This is a genomic window from Pelagibacterium lentulum (genome assembly GCF_003992625.1).
Taxonomy (GTDB): domain Bacteria; phylum Pseudomonadota; class Alphaproteobacteria; order Rhizobiales; family Devosiaceae; genus Pelagibacterium; species Pelagibacterium lentulum.
This window is the reverse complement of the sequence record NZ_RZMW01000031.1, coordinates 1-3,275: the sequence shown is the minus strand read 5'-3', so window position 1 is coordinate 3,275 and position 3,275 is coordinate 1. Positions and strand designations below refer to the sequence as shown.

The window sequence follows — 3,275 nt, the reverse complement described above, 5'->3', positions numbered from 1 at the left end:
CTGCTCACTATCGTCGCCATAGTTGCCGGTGGAGCAACCCTGCTCGCATGGTCCCTGCTCGGTGCCGAGATTGACTTTACGGTGACCCGCATGGTCACGGTTTTGGTCATTGCCTGTCCCCACGCCCTTGGGCTGGCGGTTCCACTGGTAACGGCTATTTCGACGACCCTCGGTGCTCAAAATGGCTTGCTCATACGTGACCGGCGCGGCCTTGAAGAGGCGCGTAATCTCGACACGGTCGTATTCGACAAGACCGGAACCTTGACGCTTGGGGCCCATCGGGTCGTTGAAATCGTCGCCGCACAGGGCCAAGATCCGGACGTGGCATTGTCGCTCGCGGCCGCCGTAGAACGCGATTCCGAGCATCCCATCGCGCAGGCACTGCTCAAAAGCGCCGAGGATAAGGGCATCGGGCTACCTCCATCCTCTGATTTTCAGTCAGCAGCTGGCAAGGGGGTCGAAGCGCTTGTGGAGGGCCGCCGGTTCGCTGTCGGAGGACCGGCCCTGCTGCGCGAACGCGAAGTCACCCTTGACCAGAACATGGAGAATGCGAGCCGTCGCATTGGTGATAACGGGCAGGCGGCAATCTACCTTTTGGAGGGCGACCTCGTCCTGGCCGTGTTTGCGATCGCCGATCAGGTACGCCCGGAGTCCAGGGCGGCCGTAGCCAAGCTGCAGTCGATGGGTATCGAGGTCATAATCCTGACGGGTGACTCCGAGGCCGTGGCCCGATCTGTGGGTCGTGACCTTGGGATCGAAACAGTCTTTTCCGGCGTGTTGCCCGATCAGAAATCGGACAAGATCAAAGAGCTGCAGGCCCAGGGCAAGCGCGTCGCCATGGTGGGCGATGGCGTCAATGATGCTCCGGCGCTTGTCACCGCCGATGTCGGTGTCGCCATGGGGGCGGGAACAGATGTGGCCGTAGAAGCGGGCGACGTGGTGCTTGTGCGTTCAGACCCCCGGGATATTGCCCGCATCGTAACTCTGAGCCGCGCGACCTACCGCAAGATGATCCAGAACCTCTGGTGGGCCGCCGGATACAACATCGTTGCCATCCCGCTGGCCGCGGGCGTGCTCTATTGGGCCGGCATCGTCCTCGCGCCAGCGGTAGGCGCGGTGCTAATGTCGGCAAGCACGGTGATCGTTGCAGTCAACGCCCAATTGCTTAGACGGCTCGATATGGCGCGGTAACCATTTCAGGGTTCCAACGACTGGAAACATGAGAGCTGATCAAGAACACAGCGAATGATGACCGCGCGGTACGAACCGCGCGGTCACGTATTTTTTAGTTGGCGTTTTCGGCTAACCAGGTGGTCATCTGCTCGATCTCGGCGACCTGAGCATCGATGATCTCTTCAGCGAGTGTCCGCATCTGCGGGTCGTCGCCATGATCGAGCAACACCTGCGCCATGTCGATGGCACCCTGATGATGAGCGATCATACCGCACGCGAAGGCCACATCGGCGTCTTCGTTCATCATACCTTCGTGCATGGCGGGCATGGTGATCATCATTTTGGCCATGTTCTCCTGGACATGCTTGGGCATGGCCTCGAGGTTCATGTCCATCCCCATCATGCCCATCATCGCCGAGCCCATGCCGCCATCTTGATTGCCGTGCATGTTGCCATGGCCCATGGACGAATGATCCATATTGCCCATCCCGGTGGAGGATGTGCACTGTTCGGGCAACTGGAATTCGACCCCCTGCGCGAGAGCGGGGACGGAGAGAGTAGTGGCTGCAAGGGCGGCCATGAGGACTGTATTTGCGAAGTTCATCGGAATTCTCCTGGTGAATTTGGTTTATTTTTGATCAGACCAAGAGGATGCGTGGAGGAGGAACTGCAACATCTGGTGGGCCGCCGAAGGCGTCGGCACCGATGGCGTCTGTTGTCTTGTCGCCTTGAGCCCTGAACAAAATGCCGGAGGGCTCGATCGCCAGGCCGGGATGGCAGTGTGTCATCATGCAGCAATCGGCACCGCAGGGCTGACAGGGGTATTGAGCTCCGGGCATCTCGCCAAGGTCGGAATCGCGAGGTGCCGCACCGTGTGCCTCCTCGATCCCACTACCATGCATTTGGGGATGATGCTCCAGGGTGCCCACGCCAACCGGAAGCCAAGCCAGAGAGACGGCCAGTGCAAGCAGTGCGCCAATCATCAACTGTGTTGTCCGGCCGGCAAGCTTCAACTAACGGCCTCCTTGGCCTGCGTCAGGATCGGAACTCTCATTGAACCGAACAATTCCCTAAAGTATGGCGGTTTCGAGGACGAGAACACACCCGTCGGGGCGATCGATTGGACCGAACGGCCAGGCAGCAGACCAAACCCGCCGGAAGAAAGGATCGACAATGAGCAAATATCTTCGTTTTGCGGCAATGATCGCGACATCCACGGTGATGATGTATGGCCTTATGTATCTTAACACCTATGCCTTCGAGCACGTCTACTGGAGCGAGACCCGCGCCTACATGGCGCTGATCATGGGCGCGACGATGACCATCGTGATGATGGTCTTTATGATGGGAATGTACGACCGCAAGGGCATCAACGCCGCGATCTTTGCCGCTGCCGCCATCACATTTGCGGGTTCTCTCTATATGGTGCGCTCGCAGGCCAGTGTTGATCAAGTCGACTGGATGAAAGCGATGATCCCACATCATTCCATTGCCATCCTGACGAGCGAGAGGGCCGAATTGACCGACCCGCGAGTCCGTGAGCTTGCTGACGAAATCATTGAGGCGCAACGGAGCGAGATCGATCAGATGAAGACCCTCATTGCCGAACTCGAACATTGAACCCCCCGCGATGGCTATGCCGCACGCCGCGGCGGATAGCCTACATCATCAAGTATGGTCGCAATGGCGATCTCATCAGCCCTTGAGGTGACGCGCTCCAACTTGGCTCCGAGATCGATATCGGCCATGGCGTCAGGATCGACCGCTTGAATGGCTTTGGTGACGCTCTTGGCGTAGCCGCCGCAGGTCATGGTGTCGATGTGAAACCGCATGTGTCTCTCCACGATGGACTACAGGACCTGCGCGCCCTGCGTTGGAAAACCCGCTACGCCTTGACACGGGCGGAACGCAGATGGCTGAGGCCAAGAACCAGAAGTGGCACCAGAACGGACGCTGGCAACAGTGCAAGCTTGAATGTGGTGACTGGGCCGAGCACGGCGGCGAGCGCGGCTGGAGGCGTGGGGAGGCCTGCTATCAAGATGTAGATCATGGCGTTTTCGACCATGTCAGCTGCAAACCAGACCAGCGGCAGCGCGTAGAGT

6 protein-coding genes are annotated in these 3,275 nt (G+C 59.1%); 2 read left to right on the top strand and 4 right to left on the bottom strand.

Features of this window, described 5'->3' with window-relative positions; all coding sequences use genetic code 11:
- Window positions 1-1,191 (top strand): heavy metal translocating P-type ATPase (locus tag EO133_RS08760; RefSeq protein WP_127072272.1); only part of this gene is annotated, 1,191 nt, incomplete at its 5' end.
- Between the two features lie 94 nt (window positions 1,192-1,285).
- Here EO133_RS08760 and EO133_RS08755 read toward each other — a convergent pair.
- Window positions 1,286-1,777, bottom strand: a complete 492-nt coding sequence (locus EO133_RS08755; protein ID WP_127072271.1) for a DUF305 domain-containing protein — start codon at window positions 1,775-1,777, stop codon at window positions 1,286-1,288.
- A gap of 34 nt (window positions 1,778-1,811) precedes the next feature.
- Window positions 1,812-2,186 (bottom strand): hypothetical protein, encoded by a 375-nt coding sequence (locus EO133_RS08750; protein WP_127072270.1) that lies wholly within the window; start codon window positions 2,184-2,186, stop codon window positions 1,812-1,814.
- Window positions 2,187-2,346: 160 nt separating this feature from the next.
- Here EO133_RS08750 and EO133_RS08745 point away from each other — a divergent pair, with 160 nt between their 5' ends.
- Entirely contained in the window at window positions 2,347-2,793 is a 447-nt protein-coding gene (locus EO133_RS08745; RefSeq protein ID WP_127072269.1) for a DUF305 domain-containing protein, read from the top strand.
- A 14-nt stretch (window positions 2,794-2,807) separates the two neighbouring features.
- Here the strand turns inward: EO133_RS08745 and EO133_RS08740 are convergent, their stop codons facing one another.
- Window positions 2,808-3,005 carry a heavy-metal-associated domain-containing protein gene (locus EO133_RS08740; protein ID WP_127071962.1) on the bottom strand — a complete coding sequence of 66 codons (198 nt, stop codon included), beginning with the start codon at window positions 3,003-3,005 and terminating at the stop codon, window positions 2,808-2,810.
- Window positions 3,006-3,058: 53 nt separating this feature from the next.
- On the bottom strand, window positions 3,059-3,275 hold a 217-nt coding region (locus tag EO133_RS20235; RefSeq protein WP_206513488.1), incomplete at its 5' end, for a hypothetical protein.